Annotated in this window: 20 protein-coding genes and 11 pseudogenes; 30 read left to right on the top strand and 1 reads right to left on the bottom strand. The window is 31.7% G+C overall.

What is annotated here, in order from left to right; translation table 11 throughout:
* Window position 1 precedes the first annotated feature (1 nt).
* The 8 genes and pseudogenes from PWK10_RS07120 (at window position 2) to PWK10_RS07085 (ending at window position 5,064) form a co-directional block, all read left to right on the top strand.
* Window positions 2–430, top strand: coding sequence for an NADH-quinone oxidoreductase subunit B family protein (locus tag PWK10_RS07120; RefSeq protein WP_274768166.1), 429 nt, complete (start codon window positions 2–4; stop codon window positions 428–430).
* Window positions 427–963, top strand: coding sequence for a 4Fe-4S binding protein (locus tag PWK10_RS07115; RefSeq protein WP_274767807.1), 537 nt, complete (start codon window positions 427–429; stop codon window positions 961–963). The genes PWK10_RS07120 and PWK10_RS07115 overlap by 4 nt, the downstream gene beginning before the upstream one ends.
* Window positions 964–1,055: 92 nt before the next feature.
* A pseudogene (gene orr, locus PWK10_RS07105) lies at window positions 1,056–2,182 on the top strand (ornithine racemase Orr).
* 62 nt (window positions 2,183–2,244) lie between these two features.
* Window positions 2,245–2,921 (top strand): annotated as a pseudogene (gene deoC / locus PWK10_RS07100) (deoxyribose-phosphate aldolase).
* A gap of 92 nt (window positions 2,922–3,013) precedes the next feature.
* Window positions 3,014–3,238 carry an AAA family ATPase gene (locus tag PWK10_RS07095; RefSeq protein ID WP_274767801.1) on the top strand — a complete coding sequence of 75 codons (225 nt, stop codon included), beginning with the start codon at window positions 3,014–3,016 and terminating at the stop codon, window positions 3,236–3,238.
* 43 nt (window positions 3,239–3,281) lie between these two features.
* A pseudogene (locus PWK10_RS19575) lies at window positions 3,282–3,356 on the top strand (Lon-like protease helical domain-containing protein); the annotation flags it as partial.
* A 12-nt stretch (window positions 3,357–3,368) separates the two neighbouring features.
* On the top strand, window positions 3,369–3,563 hold the full coding sequence (locus PWK10_RS18500; RefSeq protein WP_342455644.1) for a hypothetical protein: 195 nt from the start codon (window positions 3,369–3,371) through the stop codon (window positions 3,561–3,563).
* Window positions 3,520–5,064 carry a Lon protease family protein gene (locus PWK10_RS07085; RefSeq protein ID WP_274767800.1) on the top strand — a complete coding sequence of 515 codons (1,545 nt, stop codon included), beginning with the start codon at window positions 3,520–3,522 and terminating at the stop codon, window positions 5,062–5,064. Before PWK10_RS18500 ends, PWK10_RS07085 begins: the two co-directional genes overlap by 44 nt.
* A 295-nt stretch (window positions 5,065–5,359) precedes the next feature.
* On the opposite strand, the pseudogene ychF reads toward PWK10_RS07085, so the two are convergent.
* A pseudogene (gene ychF / locus PWK10_RS07080) lies at window positions 5,360–6,455 on the bottom strand (redox-regulated ATPase YchF).
* Between the two features lie 250 nt (window positions 6,456–6,705).
* Between ychF and PWK10_RS07075 the strand changes: the two are divergent.
* The 22 genes and pseudogenes from PWK10_RS07075 (at window position 6,706) to sigE (ending at window position 22,531) form a co-directional block, all read left to right on the top strand.
* Window positions 6,706–6,882: an aspartyl-phosphate phosphatase Spo0E family protein gene (locus PWK10_RS07075; protein WP_274768165.1), complete on the top strand. Its 177-nt coding sequence runs from the start codon at window positions 6,706–6,708 to the stop codon at window positions 6,880–6,882.
* Window positions 6,883–7,021: 139 nt separating this feature from the next.
* Window positions 7,022–7,449, top strand: a pseudogene (gene mraZ / locus PWK10_RS07070) (division/cell wall cluster transcriptional repressor MraZ).
* Window positions 7,450–7,466: 17 nt separating this feature from the next.
* A pseudogene (gene rsmH, locus PWK10_RS07065) lies at window positions 7,467–8,395 on the top strand (16S rRNA (cytosine(1402)-N(4))-methyltransferase RsmH).
* Between the two features lie 271 nt (window positions 8,396–8,666).
* On the top strand, window positions 8,667–8,885 hold the full coding sequence (locus tag PWK10_RS07060) for a hypothetical protein (RefSeq protein ID WP_274767799.1): 219 nt from the start codon (window positions 8,667–8,669) through the stop codon (window positions 8,883–8,885).
* A 296-nt stretch (window positions 8,886–9,181) separates the two neighbouring features.
* A pseudogene (locus PWK10_RS07055) lies at window positions 9,182–10,555 on the top strand (peptidoglycan D,D-transpeptidase FtsI family protein); the annotation flags it as partial.
* 75 nt (window positions 10,556–10,630) lie between these two features.
* Window positions 10,631–10,909, top strand: coding sequence for a PASTA domain-containing protein (locus PWK10_RS07050; RefSeq protein ID WP_342455718.1), 279 nt, complete (start codon window positions 10,631–10,633; stop codon window positions 10,907–10,909).
* Complete coding sequence (locus PWK10_RS18495; protein WP_342455717.1) at window positions 10,906–11,046, top strand: PASTA domain-containing protein; 141 nt, start codon at window positions 10,906–10,908, stop codon at window positions 11,044–11,046. The genes PWK10_RS07050 and PWK10_RS18495 overlap by 4 nt, the downstream gene beginning before the upstream one ends.
* A 60-nt stretch (window positions 11,047–11,106) precedes the next feature.
* Window positions 11,107–12,544, top strand: a pseudogene (locus PWK10_RS07040) (UDP-N-acetylmuramoyl-L-alanyl-D-glutamate--2,6-diaminopimelate ligase).
* A gap of 30 nt (window positions 12,545–12,574) precedes the next feature.
* Window positions 12,575–13,532 (top strand): annotated as a pseudogene (gene mraY / locus PWK10_RS07035) (phospho-N-acetylmuramoyl-pentapeptide-transferase).
* A 9-nt stretch (window positions 13,533–13,541) separates the two neighbouring features.
* Window positions 13,542–14,628, top strand: a pseudogene (gene ftsW, locus PWK10_RS07030) (putative lipid II flippase FtsW).
* A 15-nt stretch (window positions 14,629–14,643) separates the two neighbouring features.
* Window positions 14,644–14,790, top strand: a complete 147-nt coding sequence (locus PWK10_RS07025) for a glycosyltransferase (RefSeq protein WP_274767798.1) — start codon at window positions 14,644–14,646, stop codon at window positions 14,788–14,790.
* A gap of 89 nt (window positions 14,791–14,879) precedes the next feature.
* Window positions 14,880–15,746, top strand: coding sequence for an undecaprenyldiphospho-muramoylpentapeptide beta-N-acetylglucosaminyltransferase (gene murG / locus PWK10_RS07020; protein ID WP_342455716.1), 867 nt, complete (start codon window positions 14,880–14,882; stop codon window positions 15,744–15,746).
* 155 nt (window positions 15,747–15,901) lie between these two features.
* Window positions 15,902–16,462, top strand: a complete 561-nt coding sequence (locus PWK10_RS07015) for a cell division protein FtsQ/DivIB (protein WP_342455715.1) — start codon at window positions 15,902–15,904, stop codon at window positions 16,460–16,462.
* Between the two features lie 13 nt (window positions 16,463–16,475).
* Window positions 16,476–16,649 (top strand): hypothetical protein, encoded by a 174-nt coding sequence (locus PWK10_RS07010; protein WP_274767796.1) that lies wholly within the window; start codon window positions 16,476–16,478, stop codon window positions 16,647–16,649.
* 20 nt (window positions 16,650–16,669) lie between these two features.
* A complete protein-coding gene (locus PWK10_RS07005) occupies window positions 16,670–17,182 on the top strand; it encodes a DUF881 domain-containing protein (protein ID WP_274767795.1) in 513 nt (170 codons plus the stop codon).
* An 8-nt stretch (window positions 17,183–17,190) separates the two neighbouring features.
* Window positions 17,191–17,558, top strand: a pseudogene (locus tag PWK10_RS07000) (small basic family protein).
* The gene (locus PWK10_RS06995; RefSeq protein ID WP_274767794.1) at window positions 17,548–18,264 is read left to right on the top strand and encodes a DUF881 domain-containing protein; all 717 of its coding nucleotides are present in this window, start codon (window positions 17,548–17,550) and stop codon (window positions 18,262–18,264) included. The pseudogene PWK10_RS07000 and the gene PWK10_RS06995 overlap by 11 nt, the downstream one beginning before the upstream one ends.
* Window positions 18,265–18,352: 88 nt before the next feature.
* Complete coding sequence (gene ftsA, locus PWK10_RS06990; RefSeq protein WP_274767793.1) at window positions 18,353–19,414, top strand: cell division protein FtsA; 1,062 nt, start codon at window positions 18,353–18,355, stop codon at window positions 19,412–19,414.
* Window positions 19,415–19,638: 224 nt separating this feature from the next.
* Window positions 19,639–20,724 carry a cell division protein FtsZ gene (ftsZ, locus tag PWK10_RS06985; protein ID WP_008908638.1) on the top strand — a complete coding sequence of 362 codons (1,086 nt, stop codon included), beginning with the start codon at window positions 19,639–19,641 and terminating at the stop codon, window positions 20,722–20,724.
* Between the two features lie 178 nt (window positions 20,725–20,902).
* Window positions 20,903–21,391, top strand: coding sequence for a sigma-E processing peptidase SpoIIGA (locus tag PWK10_RS06980; protein ID WP_274767792.1), 489 nt, complete (start codon window positions 20,903–20,905; stop codon window positions 21,389–21,391).
* Window positions 21,358–21,795 carry a sigma-E processing peptidase SpoIIGA gene (locus PWK10_RS06975; RefSeq protein WP_342455714.1) on the top strand — a complete coding sequence of 146 codons (438 nt, stop codon included), beginning with the start codon at window positions 21,358–21,360 and terminating at the stop codon, window positions 21,793–21,795. The genes PWK10_RS06980 and PWK10_RS06975 overlap by 34 nt, the downstream gene beginning before the upstream one ends.
* A gap of 19 nt (window positions 21,796–21,814) precedes the next feature.
* On the top strand, window positions 21,815–22,531 hold the full coding sequence (gene sigE / locus PWK10_RS06970; RefSeq protein ID WP_423219150.1) for an RNA polymerase sporulation sigma factor SigE: 717 nt from the start codon (window positions 21,815–21,817) through the stop codon (window positions 22,529–22,531).
* Window positions 22,532–22,620 lie beyond the last annotated feature (89 nt).

The following is a 22,620-nucleotide window of genomic DNA, read 5'->3' as shown; positions in this document are numbered from 1 at the left end:
AATCGAAAAAAGCTTTGAAAAATCGCCTTGGTTATTTCACTTAAATACAGGATCATGTAACGGCTGTGATATAGAAATAGTTTCGGTTATAACTCCAAGGTATGATGCTGAAAGAATGGGCTTTAAGTTAACTGGTTCACCAAGACATGCAGATATAATTTTAGTTACAGGACCTATAACTTCGCAGTCAAGAGATAGGTTAATAAGAACTTTAGCCCAGGTTCCAGATCCAAAAGTTGTTGTATCAATTGGGTCTTGCCCGAGGTCTACAAATGTATTTAATGGTAGTTACTCTGTAGAAGGCCCACTAGATAAATATGTTCCAATTGATGTTTCTATAGCAGGTTGTCCTCCAAAACCAGAAGCCATAATCGATGGGCTTGCTAAAGCTATAGAGATACTCAGAGAAAAAAGGAGGGCAATGAAATGAAGTTCCCTTATTTAAAAGAAGCGATAAAATCTGTCTTTAAAAAACCAAGCACAGAAATATATCCAATAGTAAATAAAGAGGCACCGGAAGGATATAGAGGTAAAATAAATTATTATCCTGAAAAGTGTGTAAATTGTGGAATGTGTATAAGGGTTTGTGCTCCTGGTTGTATTACTAGAACTATTGAAAAGACCGAAGAGGGAGATAAAATCACCTTTAATTTTTATCAAGGTCAATGCACCTTCTGTTCTCTTTGTGCTGACTTTTGCCCAAGAGGAGCAATAGAACTTACTAAAAATTATCATCTTGCTGTTACGGATGAAAAGGATTTGTTGGTTTCAGGAACATTTATAAAAAGCTTCCACCAAAGCCTCCTGTTCAACCACAACAACAAGTTCAAAATCAACAAAATCAAGGGGCAGCTAAAACTGAATAAGTTTAAAAAAGCCTTAAGGTTTAGCCTTAGGGCTTTTTTACTTATAGGAAGGAATTTAAACTTTGGTGAAGAATATATTTATAAAAGAATTTATTAAAAAAGTAGTGTTAAACGTTGAAAAACCTTTAAAGAAAGAGTTTGCAATATGGATATTTACTATATAAATTATAGCAATTTTGGGGGTGGGTTATGGGTTACCCAATGCTTGAAATAAACAGTAGTAAAATAAAAGAAAACACCAAACTTATTGTTGATGAATGCCACAAAAGAGGGATACAAGTTGCTGGGGTAACAAAGGTTTTTGCGGGATACGAAAGGATAGTTAGGGCAATAGTAGATGGGGGAATAGACATAATAGCAGACTCAAGAATTGAAAATTTAAAGAAATTTAAAAAATACGATCTCCCTAAAATGTTAATAAGAATTCCTATGAAAAGTCAGGCAAGAGAAATAATAAACTATTCAGATATAGCATTGGTTTCGGAATTTGATACTATTAAAGAATTACAAAAATATGCTAAAAAGAAAACAAAAAATACAAGATAATATTAATGGTAGATGTCGGCGATTTACGGGAAGGAATATTTTATAAGGAAAAACAGGAGATATATGAAACAGTAAAAAAAATTTTAGAACTTAGCAACATTGAACTCCATGGAATTGGGACTAATTTATGCTGCTATGGTGGGGTGATTCCTACCAAAGATAATCTAACTGAGCTTGTAGGTGTCAAAAAAGATTTAGAAAATTACTTTAATATTAGAATCCCTATAATTTCGGGAGGCAACTCAGAGAATATTCAAATTATGAGGATGAATGAAATGCCAATGGAAATAAACCAATTAAGAATTGGTGTAGCATTGGCAATGGGGATAGGCTTATATGACAAGCCGATAGAGGGACTAAATACAGATACAATAAAGCTTTATGCAGAAATAGTAGAAATAAAGGTAAAGCCATCAGTTCCTATTGGAACAATTGGGATAGATGCTTTTGGAGCTAAGCCGCAATTTGAGGATAGAGGATTTAGAAAAAGAGCAATTTGTGCGTTAGGAAGGCAGGATGTTTATCCTGAGTTTTTGCAACCTATTGATGAAAAAATTAAGGTATTAGGAAGTAGTAGCGATCATCTGATAATTGATATAACTGACTCTGATAAAGAACTTAGGATAGGTGATGTAATTGAGTTTCGTGTTTTATATGGTGGTCTTCTTTCAGCTATGACATCTAAGTATGTAAAAAGAAAGTTTTATAGTGACAAAGTTTGCTTAAATAAGTATTACTATTGTAAAACCAAAAGAAGTATGTTATTATGATAAGGCAAATAAAATACTAATCGGCTATTTATAGATGCATTACATATTTAAGGAGGGTAAATATGATTACAAAGGAATATGTAGCCTCAATCATCGACCATACAATTCTAAAGGCAGAGACTACACCAGACGATATAAAAAGATATGCAATGAGGCAAAGGAGAATTCATTTGCATCTGTTTGTGTTAATCCTTGTTATGTTAAATTAGTTGCAGATGAATTAAAGGGATCAAATGTTAAAGTTTGCACTGTCATAGGCTTCCCATTGGGGGCAACAACTAAAGAAGTGAAAGCCTATGAAACAGAGAAGGCAATCGAAGATGGTGCTAATGAGGTTGACATGGTTATAAACATAGGTATGCTAAAGGCAGGAAATTATGATTATGTAAAGGAAGATATAAAAGCAGTTGTAGATGCAGCTAAAGGTAAGGCGTTAGTTAAGGTCATTATAGAAACATGTCTTTTAACTGATGACGAAAAGATTATGGCGTGCAAATTAGCAAAGGAAGCTGGTGCGGATTTTGTTAAAACTTCAACAGGTTTTAGCAAATGGGGAGCAAAAGCAGAGGATGTTAAGCTAATGAGGGATACAGTAGGACCAGAAATGGGAGTTAAAGCATCCGGTGGAGTTCATAGTTTTGAAGATGCTGTTAAAATGATTGAAGCGGGGGCAAATAGAATAGGAGCAAGTTCATCTTTGAAAATAATTGGCAAGTCAAAAGATGAGCAATCCTATTAATTTTAATATCCTAAAGGATTATATTTTAATCCTTTAGGATATTTTTGCTTTATTGGTGAATATTTATATAATAAGGCTATAAGGGGGATTTAATGGCTAAGTATAAAAAGTTAAAATATGAAGACTTAGTTGTAAAGTTGGATTTTGTGCCAGATTTTAAAACAACAGAGGAAATTGCAAATTATTATGATTTAATAGGGCAGGAGAGGGCTGTTCAAGCGTTTGAGATGGGATTAAAACTTGACAAACCTTATTACAATATTTATGTATGTGGAACAAATGGGAGTGGGAGAAAAAATTTGTTTTGGATAAGTTAAAACAAATTGCAAAGATGCAAAAACACCGGACGATTGGTGTTATGTTTATAATTTTAATGATGCACTAAGCCCTTTAGCAATTAATTTAAAGGGTGGAACAGCAGAAGAATTTAAAAGCGATATTGAAACGATGATAGAATCTTTATTTGAAGAAGTTCCGAAGATGTTCTCAGATGAAGAGTATGAAAAACAAAGAGAAGATATAATTGATTATTATCAAAAAGAAACAATTAATATATTAGATAGACTATATGATGAGGCTAAAAGTAAGAATTTTACAAGTGAAGTCTACAAAAGAAGGATTTGTTTTTATTCCTCTAATTGATAATGAAGAGATGAGCGAGATCCAGTATAATGAACTTGAGCAGTCTGAAAAGAATAAAATAGCAGAAGATGTTAAAACTTTAAAACTTTTAGCATTAGAAGTTTTAAGAAAGACCAAAATATTAAGAAAGGAAATGGCTGAAAGGCTACGCAAACTTGATGAAGAGAAATCCTTTGAGCTTATAAATGGGAAAATAAATAAGTTTATTAATAAGTATAGTTATAACGATAAAATAGTTCAATATTTAAAGGATTTACAGAATGATTTAATAAATAATATAGATGCATTTATGCAGGATGATGAAAACACTCTTGAGGATGATTACTTTAAAAAATATTATGTTAATATAATAACTTGTAATAAGGAAGAAGGAGCACCGGTTATCTATGAAGAGGATCCTGAATTTAATAATCTTATTGGAACAATCGAATATGAAAATTACAAGGGTGCTTTAGTTTCAGATTTTACGATGATTAAGCCTGGAAGTTTACACAGAGCAAATGGAGGCTACCTTGTAATAGATGCACTTCAACTATTAAGCACATATCAAGGATGGAAGGCGTTAAAGAATGCATTGAAAAATGGTTGCATTTCAATAGAGAATCTAAGAAATCAATTAGAAATAATCCCTATTGTATCTTTAAAACCAGAAAAAATACCATTAAAAATAAAAATTGTTTTAATCGGAAGTGAATTTTTATATAGTTTGCTTTATGAGTATGATGAAGAGTTTAGGGAACTATTTAGTATTAAAGCAGAATTTGATAGTGTAATAAAAAATACTCCAGATAACGTAAACGAATTCTTAGGTTTTATAAGTTACTATTGTTCCCAGAACAATATTCCACATGTTACTTATAAAGGATTTTTAGAATTATATAAATATGCTTTAAGATTAGCAGAAAGCAAGAAATATTTTACTGCAAGACTAAGAGAAATTGCAAATATTATTGACCAATCGGCGTTAATATGTAAAGAAAGGAAAGGAAAACACATTACTGATAAAGATATTAAAGAGGCTATAGAAAAATTATATAAAAGGCATAGTCTTTATAAAGAAAGAATTTTGGAAATGTATAAAGAAGGCAAATATATTATACAATTAAACGGATATAAGATAGGAGAAATAAATGCTCTATCGGTGATTGAACTTGAAGACTTTGCCTTCGGAAAACAAAATAGAATAACTGTTACTACTTATAGAGGTAAGGGAGGAGTAATAAATATAGAAAGAGAAGTAAAAATGTCTGGTTTTATACATGATAAAGGAGTCTTAATTTTAACGGGTTATTTAGGCCAAATGTTTGGACAAAAATATCCTCTTTCCTTTAATGCCAGCATTTGCTTTGAACAATTGTATGGGGGAATAGAAGGGGATAGTGCTTCGGCAGCAGAACTTATTGCGCTAATTTCAAGTTTAGGAGATATACCGATAAAACAAAGCATAGCAATAACAGGATCTGTCAATCAAAGGGAGAGATACAACCAGTTGGAGGAATAAATGAAAAAATAGAAGGTTTTTATGATATATGTAAATTATATGGACTTGATGGAACTCATGGGGTTATTATTCCTGCAAGCAATGTTGGAGATTTAGTATTAAAGGAGGAGATAATAGAAGCTGTTAGAAAGGGAACATTTAATATATATTCAGTTAGTAATATAGAGGAATGTTTTGAAATACTTTGCGACGAAAAAATGGTAAAGGACAAAAAATTATGGATGTTATAAGAGAGAGGGTAGAAAATAAATTGAAAAGTTACAATGAAGGCTGCCCTAATTAGGCAGCCTTATGATTAAACGTTAAATCTAAATACTACTATATCTCCATCCTGCATAACGTATTCTTTTCCCTCTAGACGGATAAGTCCTTTTTCTCTTGCTGCAATTTCAGAGCCACATTTTATAAGATCATCATAAGCAACAACTTCCGCACGTATAAATCCCTTTTCCATATCGGAATGTATTTTTCCTGCTGCCTGAGGGGCCTTAGTTCCTTCTTTAATAGTCCAAGCTCTAACTTCCTTGGGACCAGCTGTTAAAAAGCTTATAAGGCCTAACAATTTATAACTAGCTTTTATTAGCTTATTTAATCCTGGCTCCTCAAGACCGTAGCTTGCTAAAAATTCCATCTTTTCTTCGCCTTCAAGCGTAGATATTTCTTCTTCTAATTTTGCACAAATAACTACAACTTCAGAGCCTTCATTCTTAGCATACTCTTTAACTTTTTGAACGTATTGATTTTCTACATTACCCGAGATAAGATCATCTTCAGAAATATTGCAGGCATACAATACAGGTTTTGAAGTCAATAAGAAGTATTGCTTTAACATTTCCTGCTCATCATCAGACATTTCTAATGTTCTTGCTGGTTTTCCTGATTCTAGATGAGTATATAATTTTTCCATAAATTGGAGTTCATCTTGAGCTTTTTATCTCCTGATCTTGCTGACTTTTTGTTTTATCCATTCGTCTTTCTAGAACTTCCATATCAGAAAATACAAGTTCGAGATTAATGGTTTCAATATCCCTTATTGGATCAATAGATCCCTCCACATGGACTATGTTTGAGTCTTCAAAGCATCTTACAACGTGGACTATTGCAGCTACTTCGCGAATGTGAGATAGAAACTTATTTCCAAGCCCTTCTCCTTTACTTGCTCCCTTTACAAGGCCTGCTATATCATAAAATTCTATTACTGCAGGAGTAACCTTTTCAGGGTTATACATCTCAGCCAACTTTTCAAGTCTTTCATCTGGAACAGCTACTACGCCAACATTGGGCTCTATTGTGCAGAAAGGGTAATTGGCACACTCAGCACCAGCTTGAGTTATAGCATTAAATAATGTGCTTTTACCCACGTTTGGCAATCCAACAATACCAAGTTTCATGATTTTTCTTCCTTTCTTTATGTTTTGTTAACGACATTGTAATTATATAATATACAAAATCATTATTCAAGTAAGTATGATTATGTAGAAATTAATAAATTCTATATAATTATTTATTTGTCATTTAGTATCACTTGATGTATTATTTTTAACAAATAAATAATAATAATGGATATGTTGACAAAAATAGTATTTATAATAATATATAATCATCACCACTTTCCACCACAAAAAATCGGTGGTGATTAAAATGATTGGAAATAAAATTGAAGAGTTAAGAGATAAATTGTATGAAAAGATTAATTCAAATTGTGATTATGAAACTATAGTTAAATTAAGTCAAGAATTAGACAGGCTAATTAATAGCTATTATATAGATTTTTACATTATGAAAGGTAAGGAAAATAGAAATATTATCGAGCATTAAGAGGTGCCAAAGGCACCTCTTAATTTTTGTAAAATATATATTTTAAATTTTTTTAAAATATAGCAGGAAAACGAAAAATGGTATAGAATTATAAATGTAGTGGTGGAAAGTGGAGTAAAGTGGTTAACGGGGGATAGTTATGTTTATCGGAGAGTATCAACATGCCCTAGATTCAAAAACAGAATAATTATTCCAGCAAAGTTTAGAGAAAAGCTAGGTTCAAAATTCGTTATGACAAAGGGACTAGATGGATGTTTATACGCATATCCTATGGATGAATGGGCTAAATTAGAAGAAAAATTAAAAGCCCTTCCGTTAACCAATAAGGATGCTAGGGCTTTTGTAAGATTTATATTTTCTGGTGCGGCAGAAATTGAAATCGATAAGCAGGGTAGAGCTTTAATTCCGCAAAATTTAATTGAATATGCAGGCATTATAAAGGAGATAGTAACAATAGGAGTATTAAGTAGAATTGAAATTTGGAGCAAGGAAAAGTGGAATGAATACAATGACCAAAATATCGATTATAATGAAATTGCTGAAAAAATGTCGGAGCTTGGAATTTAAAAGAAAAGGTGAAGTGTATGGAGTTTAAGCATTATTCTGTTATGTTAAATGAATGTATAGAAGGTTTAAATATAAAAAGCGATGGGATTTACGTAGATGGAACCCTAGGAGGAGCAGGACATTCTAGTGAAATATTAAAAAGATTATCAAATGGAAAGCTAATCGGTATCGACCAAGATATCGAGGCTTTAGAATACTCAAAAGAAAACTGTCTAATTATAACAATGTGATTTTTGTTCATGATAACTTTTCAAATATAAAGTCAATATTAAATGAATTAGAAATAGATAAAGTAGATGGTGTTTTGTTAGATCTTGGAGTTTCTTCCTATCAACTTGATAATCCAGAAAGAGGATTTAGCTACATGCATAATGCTAGATTGGATATGAGGATGAATAAAGATAATTCAATAACGGCTTGGGATGTTGTTAATAAATATTCTAAGGAAGAATTGACAAGGATTATTAAAGAATATGGAGAGGAAAACTTTGCATCAAAAATAGCAGATCTTATAGTTAAACGAAGAAAAGTAAAGCCAATAGATACGACCTTTGAGTTGGTCGATATAATTAAAGATGCAATCCCAGCAAGGGCAAGAAGAGAAGGTGGACATCCAGCAAAAAGGACTTTTCAAGCTATAAGAATAGAGGTGAATCAAGAATTACAAATACTAGAAAAGGCAATATATGATTGTATAGATGTCTTAAAATCAGGAGGGAGGATATGCATAATAACATTTCATTCACTTGAAGATAGAATTGTTAAAAATGTCTTTAAAGAGCGTGAAAACCCTTGTAGTTGTTCTAAAGATTTACCCTTTTGTGTTTGTGGAAAAAAACCAGAATTAAAAGTTATAACTAAAAAACCGGTTCTTCCATCGGAGAAAGAGCTTTTGGAAAATTCCCGTTCTAAAAGTGCAAAGCTTAGAATAGCAGAAAAATTATAAGTTCTAAATGAATTGAGGGGTGAATAAATTGATAATGGCAAGCAATAAAGCTTATATGAGGGGTTCTGTTGCATATAAATTAGAAGAAAAAAGACTATAGAAGCACAGCAAGAAAGATCTAAGAAAGTTGAAAAGAATTCTAAAAAGAACTTTGCCAAATTCGTAATAACTGTTGTTTTCATTTCTTTTATTTCCTTTGCATTATTAGTAAGATTTTTTATATTTTAAAATTAAATGCTGAGATTAGAAGCATAAAAAGGAAATTAAATTAATGCAAGATGAAAATGACAATTTGAGAGTAGAAATTGCAAAACTTAATAATATAAAAGATATAGATAGAATTGCTGTTCAAAAATATGGCATGATAGTTCCTCATCCAAGCGATGTTCACTATTTAGAGGTTACACCTTTAAATATAGCAGATAAAGAAGATGAAAAAACAAATAATAAAATGGCGTTTATTTATAGATTATTGGGATTAATTAATTAGGGGTATCTGTTTGACAGGGCCAAAGACTACAATTATCAATAAAAAAGAGCAGCATGGTTATTATTAATTATATTCTTATTACAGCTGGGTATTGTAACAAGATATGCCTACATTCAGATAATCTGGTCTCCTAAGCTTCAGAAGTGGGCAGTTGAGCAATGGACACATGATATAAAGATTGACGCAAAAAGAGGCAAGATACTTGATAGAAATGGAAACCCTTTGGCTGTGAGCGGCAATGTTGAAAGGGTCGACGCTTTTATGAAGGATATATTTGATGCTGAAAAGGAGAAAAAATAACCCGTGAAGAGATTGCTGAAAAGCTTTCTCCAATATTAGGAATAAGTAAGGAGACTATATTAGCAAAATTTAATAAGAAATTGTCAAATGGACAGCCAATTGGAAGTGTAACGATTGCAAGAAGAATAGAAAAGGAACAGGGAAATAAAATAAGGGAACTGAAATTGCCTGGGATAGTAGTTTCTGAAGATACTAAGAGATACTACCCTAATGGCAATTTTTTAGCTCATGTGCTTGGCAATACTGATATTGATGGAAATGGAAGAGCAGGGCTAGAGTATTATTATAATGATATATTAAAGGGAGTTCCGGGCAGATTTATGGGTGAGACGGATAAATTCTTTAGGGAACTTCCATATAGATTAGCTACTTATGTTCCACCTCAAAACGGTTCAGATATAGTCCTTACAATAGATGAATATATTCAATATTATACTGAAAAGGCCCTTGAAAAGGGGTTGCAGGAATATAAAGCAAAGCAAATATCAGCAATTGTAATGGATCCCAAAACTGGAGAAATTCTTGCCATGGCAAATAAACCCGATTACGATCCTAATAATCCAGTTAAGGGTTCGGTTGAAGAGGCATTGAAGCTTTGGAAAAATAGAACAGTTAATGATAGCTTTGAGCCAGGTTCGGTTTTAAAGATATTAACTGCAGCTGCTGCGATTGAAGAAGGAATTGTTAGTGAGAAGGATAGATTTGTCTGCAACGGTTCTATAAAAGTAGCTAATAGAATTATTCGTTGTTGGAGGACAAGGGGACACGGCATACAAAATTTTACAAATATACTTGAAAACTCTTGTAATGTTGGATTTGTTATTTTAGGCCAAAAACTTGGAAAAGAGAAACTACACAAATATTATTCTCTTTTAACTTAGGGAAAAAACAGGTATAGATTATCCAGGGAAGCTTTAGGCCAGGTAAGAGATGTAAGTAAAGTTGGACCTGTGGAATTAGCGACAGAATCATTTGGACAAGGAATTTCAGTCACTCCAATACAATTTATAACAATATTAGGATCAATAGCAAATGACGGTAAGATGATGCAGCCACATCTTGTAAAAAGGATTGTTAAGACAGATGACGAAGGTAATACAACTGCCGTTAAGGAATTTGAGCCTAAGGTTTTAAAGCAAACAATTTCAAAGGAAACGGCCAATAAACTTCTTCTCATGCTTGAGAGCGTTGTAAAAAATGGGGCAGCAAATAAGGCTTACATTGAAGGATATAGAATAGGAGGAAAAACCGGAACAGCTCAGAAGGTAATAGATGGTAGATATGCACCTGGAAAATATATTTCATCCTTTGCTGCAATTGCTCCGATAGATGATCCAAAGGTTGTCATATTTTTGTCTATCGATGAGCCTGATCCTTCAAATTATTATGCAGGAAGCACAGCTGCACCACTTGCAAGGGAGATACTTGAAGATGTTTTAAGATACATGAATGTTCAGCCTAAAATTTCTTCAACGAATATTCCCAAGGAAGTGATGATACCTGAAGTTAGAGGAAAATCCATAGAACTAGCTATTAAAACTTTGAAGGAATTAAAATTAGATTATGAAACTCAAGGAAATGGGACAATTATATATGATATAAGTCCTAAACCTGGTATAATAGTAAAGGAAAATACAAAAATAGCTTTATATCTTGGAACATCAGAAAATAAAAACTTAAGAGTAGCTGTTCCAGATTTTACTGGAAAAACTAAAAGGAAATAATAGAGATTGCAGAAAAGATTGGATTAAAGGTTGAATTTTTAGGAGATGGAATTGCTGCCTCACAAGATATTTCACCAAATACTGAAGTTAATAAAGGAACTATAGTTAAAATAATATTAGAGGTTCCAGAAGATTAATAGGAAGTCAATGCCTTATGGCATGACTTCGTTTTTAATTTGATAAAGGGAGGTAAGAATATGAGATTAAGTGAATTAATATCGGGAATAGATAGTTGTATTTTTGTTGGAAATGATGTTGACATAAAACATATTACTTATAATAGTAAGGATGTCACTGAGGGATCTTTGTTCATTTGCATAGAAGGTTTTAAAGTTGATGGACATCATTTTGCACAGGAGGCTGTGGATAGGGGAGCTAAAGCCCTTATTATAAGTAAAGATATAAATATCGATGGCGATATAACCTTAGTAAAGGTTAAAGATACGAGAAAAGCCATGGCCACTATAGCATCAAATTTTTATAAAAACCTGCTGAAAAAATAAAAATTGTAGGTATTACTGGAACAAATGGAAAAACCACATCAACTTTTATGATGAAAAGTATACTAGAGTCTTACGGCCAAAAATAGGATTAATAGGAACTATTTATAATATAATTGGAGATAAAATAATAGAAGCTAAGAGAACGACTCCAGAATCATTAGATTTGCAATGTTTATTTAAAGAAATGGTTGATAATAATTGCACTTATTGTGTTATGGAGGTTTCATCACATTCTTTGGAACTAGAAAGGGTATATGGAGTGGACTTTGAAGCAGGAATCTTTACAAATCTAACTCAAGATCATTTAGATTTTCATAAAACAATGGAAAATTATTTTAAAGCCAAACTAAAACTTTTGAAAGGGCAAAAAATGCTATAATAAATATAGATGATGATTATGGAAAAGAAGCTTTAAGATATGTAAAAGGGAACATATTAAAATATGGTATTGATAGTGTTGCTGATGTTTATGCTAAAGATATAACAATGTCAGATGAAGGGACAAAATTTAAGTTATGCTATCAATCAAATGAAATTGAAGTTAATCTGCATTTGCCAGGGAAATATAATGTTTATAATGCATTAGGTTGTGCAGCTGCAGCATTGTCTTTAGGAATAGATATAAATACTATCAAAAAGGTCTCGAAGCTTTAAAATCAGTTCCAGGTAGAAGTGAAAGAATTAAGGCAAAACAGGGATTTACTGTTATAATTGACTATGCACATACTCCGGATGGCATTGAAAATATTTTAAAGGCAACAAGGGAATATACAAAAGGAAGGCTAATTATTTTATTTGGAGCTGGTGGAGATAGAGATAAAACTAAAAGACCTTTGATGGGAAAAGCTGCGGAACTTTTGCTGATTATTGTATTATTACTTCAGATAATCCGCGAAATGAAGAGCCAGAGCAAATAATACAAGATATAATTCCAGGTGTTGAAAATACAGGGTGTCCTTATAAGATCATAGTTGATAGAAAAGAAGCAATTAAGTATGCTTTGATGAATGCAAAGAAGGATGATGTCATTGTTATAGCTGGAAAAGGTCATGAAACATATCAAATATTAAAGGATAAAACGGTTCACTTTGATGAAAAGGAGATAGTTAATGAATTATTACAGGAAATTTAACGAAAGATCTTAAAGGAAGAGGGGAAAAGAATGCAGATAACAATATTGGCTACGATAATTTCCTTTATAATTTCGCTTCTATTAGGTCCTGTTATAATACCTGCCCTAAGAAAATTCAAATTTGGACAAAGTATTAGGGAGGAGGGCCCCAAAAGCCATCTTAAAAAAGCGGGAACTCCTACAATGGGGGAATAATTTTTATTCTAAGCCTAATTCTAACTGTTTTAGCTATAACAAATAAATTTTCCGGCGCTTTGTTTATTGCTCTTTTAACGACCGTCGGGTATGGATTTATTGGATTACTTGATGACAGCATTAAGATTATAAGAAAAAGAAATTTGGGACTTAGGGCATATCAAAAATTATTAGGACAAATTTTATTAGCTTTGATTTTATCTTATTATGCTTTTACAAATCCACAGATAGGAAGTAAAGTTCATATTCCATTTACAAATCTCTTTATTGATTTGGGATATTGGTATATTCCTTTTATGGTTTTTGTTATAGTTGGGACAACAAATGCAGTTAATTTAACTGATGGTTTGGATGGACTAGCCGCATCGGTAACCTTGATTGTAAGCGTATTTTTTCAGTAATAACATATGGATTAGGCCAAAAGGATTTATCTGTATTTTGTGGTGCATTGGCAGGGAGCCTACTTGGTTTTCTAAAGTTTAATGCATACCCTGCAGAAGTATTTATGGGAGATACAGGATCCTTAGCATTGGGTGGTGCAATATCTGCCCTTGCTGTTTTGCTCAGAATGCCCTTTATAATAGTAATAGTTGGTGGAATCTATGTTATTGAAACGTTATCTGTAATTCTTCAAGTTATTTCATTTAAATTGACTGGCAAAAGAATATTTAAAATGGCTCCTTTACATCATCACTTTGAACAAAAAGGCGAGCATGAAACAAAGATAGTGGCATGGTTTGTGATTTTTACTGCTATTTTATGTTTAATAGGTTTTTTAGCAATTAGTATTTAGGAGGTTTATATGAATAAAAAACAGCCCTTTGACTATGTTTTGTTTGGTGTTATACTGATTTTGCTTGCTATAGGTATAAATATGGTATTTAGTGCCAGCATGTATATCGATAAGGAACTATATAATGATGGATTTTATCATTTGAGGAAACAGGCTATATGGGCATCCTTAGGAATTGGTGCTATGTATTTTACATCTAAAATTGATTATAAAATATACAAAAACCGTAAATTAATAGCATTAGGCATGCTTATAACAATATTTTTGTTAGTTGTGGTTTTGCTTTTACCTCCTATAAAAGGTGCAAGGAGATGGATTGGGTTTGGAAACCTTGGAATTCAGCCATCAGAACTTGCTAAAATAATTTTAGTTATTTATTTGTCGGATAATCTTTCAAGAAAGGGAGAGAAGGTTAAGACATTTTTACAAGGTGTATTGCCAGTTCTTATAGTGTCTGGAATTTTTGCTGGACTTATAATTGCTGAGCCCAATATGAGCACATCTGTAATTGTTATGGCAACTGCATTTTCTATGCTGTTTGTTGCTGGTGCAAAAGTTAGTCAATTAAGTGTAATCTTAATTTTAGGGGCAGTGGTGGCCTTTTTGCAATGAAAAGTGCAGATTATAGATGGAGAAGATTCACAGCTTTCCTTAATCCTTGGGCTGATCCCCTTGGCGATGGTTATCAAGCTATACAATCTTTATATGCATTAGGAGCAGGTGGATTTTTTGGCGTGGGTTTTGGACAGTCAAGACAAAAAATTATTATATACCTGAAGCTCAAAACGATTTTATTTTTGCAATTATTGGTGAAGAGTTTGGATTCATTGGAGTATTTTTTATTATTTTGTTATTTACAATTTTAATATGGAGAGGGATTAGGATTGCAATAAATTGTAAAGATAGATTTGGAATGCTTTTGGCAGCAGGAATAACGAGTTTAATAGCAATTCAATCAAGTATAAATTTACTAGTTGTATCATCTTCAATGCCTGTAACCGGCGTAACATTGCCACTTATTAGTTATGGAGGCTCTTCTTTATTGTTTACGTTAATATCTCTAGGTATTCTTCTAAATATTTCGAGGGATTTGTAGAATGGAGTGATTAAGGTGCGAGTTCTAATTTCAGGTGGCGGAACGGGTGGCCATATTTACCCTGGTGTTGCAATAGCAAAAAAGATATTACAAAAATATCCAGATGCAAAGGTCTTATTTGTTGGAACAGAAAACGGGCTAGAAAAAATTAATTCCACATGAGGGATTTGAAATTCAATTTATAACGGTTGAGGGATTGAATAAAAGGCTATCTAAAAAAACTTTATCTTCGATAAAAAGGTATTTAAAGGATTTTTGATGCTAATAAGATACTAAATATATTTAAGCCTGATATCGTTATAGGAACTGGGGGATATGTTTGCGGTCCTGTTGTTTTAGCTGCCAGCTTAAAAGGAATCCCTACAATTATCCATGAGCAAAATGCTATCCCCGGACTTACAAATAAAATATTGTCTTATTTTGTATCAAAGATCGCTATTACTTTTTCTGAATCAGAAAGATTTTTCCCTAAAAGTAAAGTTGTTTTAACAGGAAATCCGATTAGAGAAAATATATTAAGGAAAATAGGTGAAAGCAATAAAGAAAAATGGGGAATAAATAAGGATAAACCTACAGTATTAGCTGTTGGAGGCAGTAGAGGTGCGAGTCGTTTAAATGATTTTGTTATAAATATAATTCCAAAATTAATAGAAGAAAAAATACAATTAATATTTATAACTGGAGAAAGAGAATATGAAAGGGTTATAAGAACCTTAAAAGAAAAGGGAATAAACAATTTAGAGGGAATCATTATTATTCCATATGCCTATAATATGGACGATGCTTTGACAGCCTGCGATTTAATCATTAGTAGGGCAGGAGCTACAATTATTTCTGAGATAACTGCCCTTGGAATACCTTCTATACTTATTCCATCGCCAAATGTTGCCAACAATCATCAGGAATATAATGCATTATCCCTTGAGCAGAATGGAGCTGCGATTGTTATTAAGGAGTCGCAGATTTCAGATGATGTTTTTTCACAGCAAGTTATTAGCCTTGCCAAAAATAAAGACTTATTAACTAAAATGTCTTCAAATGCTAAAAAATTTGCAAAAATAGATGCTGCTGATAAAATTTGTGAAATAATTTCAGAACTTGTTAAAAAGGATGATTAACTATGGGAAAAAACAAGAAAAAGCTTATAAGATTATCTTTTTTAATTTTCTTTATAGCTGTATTTATTTTTTATTAATAAAGTCAAGTTTTTTAATATTAAGTCGATAAATGTTGTAGGGAATTACTTAGTTTCAAAAGAAGAAATAATTGCACTATCAGACGTTCTGGAAAAAATATATTTTTAATATCCCAAAATAGAATAACAGAAAATATTAAAAATAACCCTTATATTGAAGAAGTAAGAATAAAACGTAAGTTGCCTGCCACATTGGAAATTACTATAGAAGAAAAGAAAATTAAAGGGGTGCTTAAGTTAAATAATTCCTTTGTTAATATAGATAATGAAGGTAGAATGGTCCAAGCACTCGATACATTTCCACATGATAAGGTGTTTATTATTGAAGGGATCAATGTTAAGGAATATATTCCAAACGAATACGTTTCAAAGGATAAAAATGTTTTAGAATCATTAAAGGAAGTATTAAAGGTTTGCGAATATACTAAAGAGCTAGGAATTATTTCTGCTGATTTAAGGGACCTTGAAAACATAAAGTTTAAAACCAAAAATAATTTGGTTATTGATGTTGGTGATTGCAGTAATTTAGACTATAAATTAGGGTATGCCAGAACTATAATTAAAAGCAAGCTTGTTAATAATAAAAGTGGTGTAATAGAGATAACCTCAAATGGAATAGCTGTTTTTAAAAAACAATGAAAGGAGATCAAAGATGAACAACCGATCTTCTCAGCTATGGATAGGATTTATTTGTGTTATTTTAGGGTTTATGGTTTCGTATCAGTTAAGATATATAAAAACTCCGAGATATCAGTATACGACAAGGCAGTTTGAAAACCTTGTTAAAAAACAGAGGACACTAAAAAACAAAGAGATGAATTATTAATAAAAACACAAGAGCTACAAATGAAAATTGATGAAATTGAAAAATCCGTAGCAAGCTCAAATAAAGTTGCTAGCCAAATGAAGGAGGAGCTTGATCAATTAAGGTTACTATCGGGATTAACAGATGTTGAAGGACCAGGAATTGAAATAACAATAACTCCAGTAAACGATCTTTCAAACAAACAGGCGTCGCAGGTTTATTATAAGGATTTAATTGACATTGTGAATGAACTTAATTCAGCTGGTGCGGAAGCTATATCAATAAATGATGAAAGGTTTGTAGGAAGAACTCAGATAAGACAGGCAGGGCTATCGATAAAGATAAATGACAGCAAATTTGATCCAACTCAACCCTTTGTTATTAAAGCAATAGGGGATCCTGCAATATTAGAAGGAGCTTTTAAAATGCCAGATAGTATAATTGAGATTCTTAAAAAAATTGGTGGATTTGAAATTAAAATTGTAAGATCGGATAAAATAAAAATTTTAAAGTATAATAAAAATCTTGAATATAAATATATTCAAAGGAAGTAGGTGATAAATTGATCCCATTAATTGGATTGATAATTGGTATTATTTTAGGGATGTTTCTAAAGGTAGATATTCCAGCTGCATATTCAACTTATGTTCCTGTAGCTATTCTTGCTGCTTTAGACTCTGTATTTGGAGGATTTAGGGCATCTTTAGAAGGTAAATTTCAATCAGATATATTTATTTCAGGATTTTTGGTAATGTAATTATAGCAGCTCTTCTTGCATATTTAGGAGATAGATTAAATGTCCCAATTTATCTTGCTGCAGTATTTGTATTTGGAAGCAGGTTATTTAATAACTTCGCAATTATAAGAAGGCAAATAATTGACATGGCTAAGGAAGGGAAACATGTAAGGAGGAAAAATGATGAGGCTTAATGTTAAAAATATTTTCCTTCTTACATTAGGAGTGTTGTGCGGAATTATTTTAACTTCTTTTATTTTAACGAATCCATTTAAACCTACACTAATTTTAACTTATAAGGAGTTTCAAAGAAAAAACTTAGAACTAAACCAGTTAAAGAATCAAATAAGCATCTTAAATAAAGATATTGAAAATATGCAACAAAAGTTAATAGAATATCAAAATAGCAGTAGAATCACTCAAAATGTATTGATGACAATGAAAAATGAATTAGATGATGTTAGATTGTTTTCAGGTTTTTGCGATGTTGAGGGGCCAGGAGTTAGGATTATTATTGATGATAATAGAAACTACGATATATCTGATGACAATATATTGGATTATATTACACACAATAGTGATATTTTATATGTTATATATGATTTGAAGAATGCTGGTGCTGAAGCTATTTCAGTTAATGGCCAGAGAATAATTTCAACCTCTGAAGTTACTTGTGAGGGCCCAATTATTAAAATAAATAATCAATATATTGTTCCACCCTTTGAAATTTTAGCTATCGGCGATCCGGATGCTCTTTATTTTGCGATGACTATGCCAGATAGCAAAATAAAGGAATTACAATTTCGCCAGTTGTATGTTAGAATAGTAAAAGAAAAAAGGATAAAAATATCAGGTTACAATAGGAAGACTGTTCCAAAATACATTAAAATTTCTAAATAATTTTTATGCTGAATAAAAAGGAAATTAATGATTTGTGTTGAATTTATATAAATAGACATAAAACGAGATTTAAGGAGGTCATTAATGAATGAACAATGTAGTAGTCTCACTTGACATTGGTTCTTCGAAGGTAAGCGTAGTTATTGCAGAAATAAATAAAAAACAATTTAATGTAATAGGTGTTGGAACCTCCGAATGCAAGGGTGTCAAGAAAGGAGTAATAGTTGATATAGATGCAACAGTAGAAGCCATTAAAACTGCTGTTGAGATGGCAGAACAGATGTCGAATATTAAAATAAAATCGGCTTTTGTTAATATTAAAGGAGGTTACACGACATTAATAGATAATAGAGGAGTTATAGCTGTTTCAAGGGAGGATAAGGAAATAACAAATGAAGATGTTGCAAGGGTAATACAAGCAGCTAAAGTTGTTGCTCTTCCACCTGATAAGGAAATTATAGACATAATACCTCAACAATATATAGTAGATGGATATGATGAAATAAGGGATCCAGTTGGTATGGTTGGAGTAAGACTTGAAGTTGATGCAAAATTAGTTGCTGCATCTATGACTAATGTTCAAAACATAATTAGAACAGTTCAAAAAGCAGGTTTAAATGTTGATGGCATTGTATTGGAACCATTAGCAACTTCGACGATAGTCCTAAATGATGATGAAAGAGAACTTGGAGTAGCTTTAGTAGATGTTGGTGCAGAAACAATGGATATTTCAGTTTTTAGAAATAAAACCTTAGTATTTTCCAAACTTATTCCAGTTGGAGGAAATCATATAACTAGCGATATTTCTTTGATATGCAAAATTACCTTTAGCGATGCTGAAAAAATAAAAAGACAATACGGAGCTGCTTCAACAAAATTAGTGAAAAGTGATGATATTATTAAGATAAGTAACGTGGCAGGTAAAGGTGAAAAGGAAATCCAAGTAATAAATGTAGTAGAGATTATGGAAGCCCGCATTCAAGAGATGTTATATTTGATAAAAAGTGAATTAGAGAAAAATAATTTGCTAAATCATCTTGGTGCTGGTATTGTAATTACGGGTGGAGGATTATTTAATATTAAGGGTATTCAAGATTATGCTCAAGACTTTTTGATATCCCTGTTAGATTTGGATATCCTAATTATATAGGGGTAGCAAATCCTACATATTCAGCTTCTGCAGGAATAGCGATGTATGTATTAAAACAAAAGAAAAACAGCACAATTCATGTTGATTCTAAAAAATAAATAGAGTATTAGAAGAGAATGAAGAAAGTTCTTCAATTGATGAAACAGAAGAAAACAAAACAAATTGGATTGAAAAGGTAAAGGAATTTTTGCAGATTTCTTTTAATTAACAAAGGGGGTATTATTGTGCTAGATTTTGAATTCAACGTAGATGCCGGTGCTCAAATAAAAGTTGTAGGAGTAGGTGGTGGTGGAAACAACGCAGTAAATAGGATGATTGAATTTGGATTAAAGGGTGTAGAGTTTATTTCAATTAATACTGATAGACAAGCTCTTAATTATTCTAAAGCAACAACAAAAATTCAGATTGGCGATAAATTAACAAAGGGATTAGGTGCAGGGGCAAATCCTGAAATTGGCCAAAAAGCAGCTGAGGAAAGCATAGAGCAAATAACTCAAGCTCTAAAGGGTGCTGATCTAATTTTCATTACTGCTGGTATGGGTGGTGGAACAGGAACAGGTGCAGCACCTGTAGTTGCTGAGATTGCAAAGGAATTGGGGATATTAACAGTTGGAGTTGTTACAAAGCCATTTATATTCGAAGGAAGACAAAGAATGCTTAACGCTGAAAAAGGAATTATGAAGTTAAAGGAAAAGGTTGACACATTAGTTACGATTCCAAATGATAGATTACTACAGGTTGTTGATAAAAAGACACCAATGACTGAAGCCTTCAAGATAGCAGATGATATTTTAAGACAAGGGGTTCAGGGTATATCGGATTTAATAACTGTTCCTGGTTTAATAAACTTAGACTTTGCTGATGTCAAAACTATAATGCTTAACAAAGGATTAGCTCATATGGGAATCGGTAGAGCTTCTGGAGAAGGAAGGGCAATTGAAGCTGCAAAACAAGCTATATCAAGTCCATTGTTGGAGACAACAATAAATGGAGCAACTGGAGTATTATTAAATATTACTGGGGGCTCTAACTTAACTATGTTTGAAGTAGCAGAAGCTGCTGATCAAGTAAGACAAGCTGCGGATCCTGATGCGAATATAATATTTGGGGCTGTAATAGATGATACTTTAGGAGATGAAATAAGAATAACGGTTATTGCAACTGGATTCGAAGAACACACAAGATTAAGCAACAAAGAAGTGGCAGCAGATAAACAAGAAAATTCACCTTTAAAAATTAAAATGGATATTGATATAAATGATGAAGATCTCGATTTGCCACCCTTTATTAGAAATCAGAAAAGAAGGTAAACAGTGCTAACAATAACGGTATTAACTTATGGTTAATACGTTATTTATTTTGTAAAAAACAAAATAAAGTAAAAAAGTAATAATTTGACGAGAAATTGTGTATTTATAGTATTATGAAATGACAAAAAGAAAGGACTAAAGGTTTTATAATTATAATAAATAGGTTTGGAGGGTGAATATGGGGGATATTCTATATATCGATATAGTATTTATAGAAAATCTTTTTATGAATTATTTTCTGCTTTATCTCCTTAAACGTCTCGTAAGGTCAAAGGCACCTATCTGGAGATTGTTATTAAGTGCACTTATTGGGGCTTTGTATGTTTTAGTTATTTTAATGCCAAGTATGGAAATTTATCTTAATTTGTCAATGAAAATTCTAGTCTCATTGTTGATGATTGTAATTGCATTTCTTCCTTATACATTCCGGGAAGTAATAAAACTGGTCCTCTTATTCTATTTAGAAACTTTTCTCATAGGTGGAAGTATAATGGCTATCTTTTATTTGACACATGGGGATCTTAATAATATTAATGGAGTCATTTTGTTGAATAGAATGTCACAAATTTATTTGATTATTGGAAGTCTATTAGGAATAGTATTTTCTAAAATAGCCTTTGATTACATCGATTCATATTTTTTGATAACAATTTTATTGTTGATTTAGAGATATTTTTAGACAAAAAACACCAGAATATTAAGGCACTTATTGATACCGGAAATAATTTAAAGGATCCACTCTCAGGGGATCCTGTAATTGTAGTATATTATAAGGCTTTAAAGGATTTATTGCCTAATGATTTATATCATAATTTAAATCTATCTAAAAGTTATGAAGACTTTGTTAAATGCATTTTAAATTCAAAATACAAAAATAGAATAAGAGTTATACCATATAATGCAATAGGAATCAGTAACGGTTTAATAACAGGAATAAAAATAGATAAGTTAATAGTTAAAAAGGAAGGACACTTAAAGGTTTTAGAGGATGTAATAATGACATTTTATCATCTTCCATTATCTCAAGAGGGAATTTTTGATGCATTAGCTTTTCCAGAAATTATAAGATAGGGGAAATGTTATGGGCATTATAAATTTTATAATTAATTTATTGATAAAATTTGTTAATTTCATAATGAATAAATTTTTTAGAAGAAGTTTTGTGTATTATATCGGGGGAGCCGATGTTTTACCGCCACCTTTATCGAATGAAGAGGAAAATAAGTTGGTTGAAGAATTAAAAAATGGCAACTACAAAGTTAAAGATGTTTTGATTGAAAGAAACCTTAGATTAGTTGTATATATAGCTAAAAAATTTGAAAATACTGGAGTAAGTATAGAAGATTTGATATCCATAGGAACAATAGGATTAATTAAGGCTGTTAATACCTTTGAGCCTACAAAAAGAATAAAACTTGCAACATACGCATCAAGATGTATAGAGAATGAGATATTAATGTATTTAAGAAGAAACAGTAAGGTTAGAAGTGAAATTTCCTTTGACGAACCATTAAACGTAGATTGGGATGGTAATGAATTATTGCTTTCAGATATATTAGGAACTGATAATGATTTAATCTATCATTATATAGAGGACGAAGTAGAAAAACAACTATTGATGAATGCAATAAATAGACTAAGTAAGCGTGAAAGACAAATAATGGAACTAAGATTTGGCTTAAAAGGTGAAGGAGAAAAAACACAAAAGGAGGTCGCAGATATATTAGGAATTTCACAATCCTATATTTCAAGGCTTGAAAAAAGAATAATTAAAAGATTAAAAAAGGAAATAACTAAAATGGTTTAAATTATAAATTTATTGTAAATTTATGAAAAGAATAAAAAAATATCCTTCGGGAATAATTATAATACAAAATTAACCGAAGGAGTTGAAGC

This window comes from Caloramator sp. Dgby_cultured_2 (assembly GCF_028872215.1).
GTDB classification, from domain to species: domain Bacteria; phylum Bacillota; class Clostridia; order Clostridiales; family Caloramatoraceae; genus Caloramator; species Caloramator australicus.
Note: the sequence above shows the minus strand (reverse complement) of the source record. Positions and strands in the feature narration are given on the sequence as shown.